This window comes from Arthrobacter sp. Dra40 (assembly GCF_059091905.1).
This window is the reverse complement of sequence record NZ_JBNHHB010000575.1, coordinates 1-399: the sequence shown is the minus strand read 5'-3', so window position 1 is coordinate 399 and position 399 is coordinate 1. Positions and strand designations below refer to the sequence as shown.

Genomic DNA, 399 nt, shown 5'->3' with positions numbered 1-399 from the left:
AGCCCCCGCGAAAGCGGAGGCTGTAGCGCTGGGATACCAGGACTCGAACCTAGAATGACGGTACCAGAAACCGTTGTGTTGCCAATTACACCATATCCCAATGGCACTTTCGGAGCCGGTGGAGACGGGCTCTTGCCCATTCCCTAGCGCCTCAGCACGAGTAATTACTTTACCGGATGCCTGCGCGAAAGTGCAAAACGAGCAGCAAACGGCCGGCTGGGCCGCCCGCTGCTCGGCTTCAGGCTCAGCCGCGGAAGGACTTCAACCGTGCCAGCGAAGATTCCTTGCCGAGGATCACCATGGACTCGAACAACGGCGGAGAGATGCGGCGACCCGACACAGCGGTCCGGACCGGCCCGAAGGCCAGTCTGGGCTTAAGTCCCAGACCATCGACCAAGG

General features: G+C 60.9%; 1 tRNA gene and 1 pseudogene. Both read right to left on the bottom strand.

The window, feature by feature from the left end:
- Positions 1-28 precede the first annotated feature (28 nt).
- Positions 29-100: transfer RNA gene (locus tag AC5RWT_RS38065), tRNA-Gln, on the bottom strand.
- Between the two features lie 144 nt (positions 101-244).
- A pseudogene (locus AC5RWT_RS38060) lies at positions 245-399 on the bottom strand (glutamate--tRNA ligase); the annotation flags it as partial.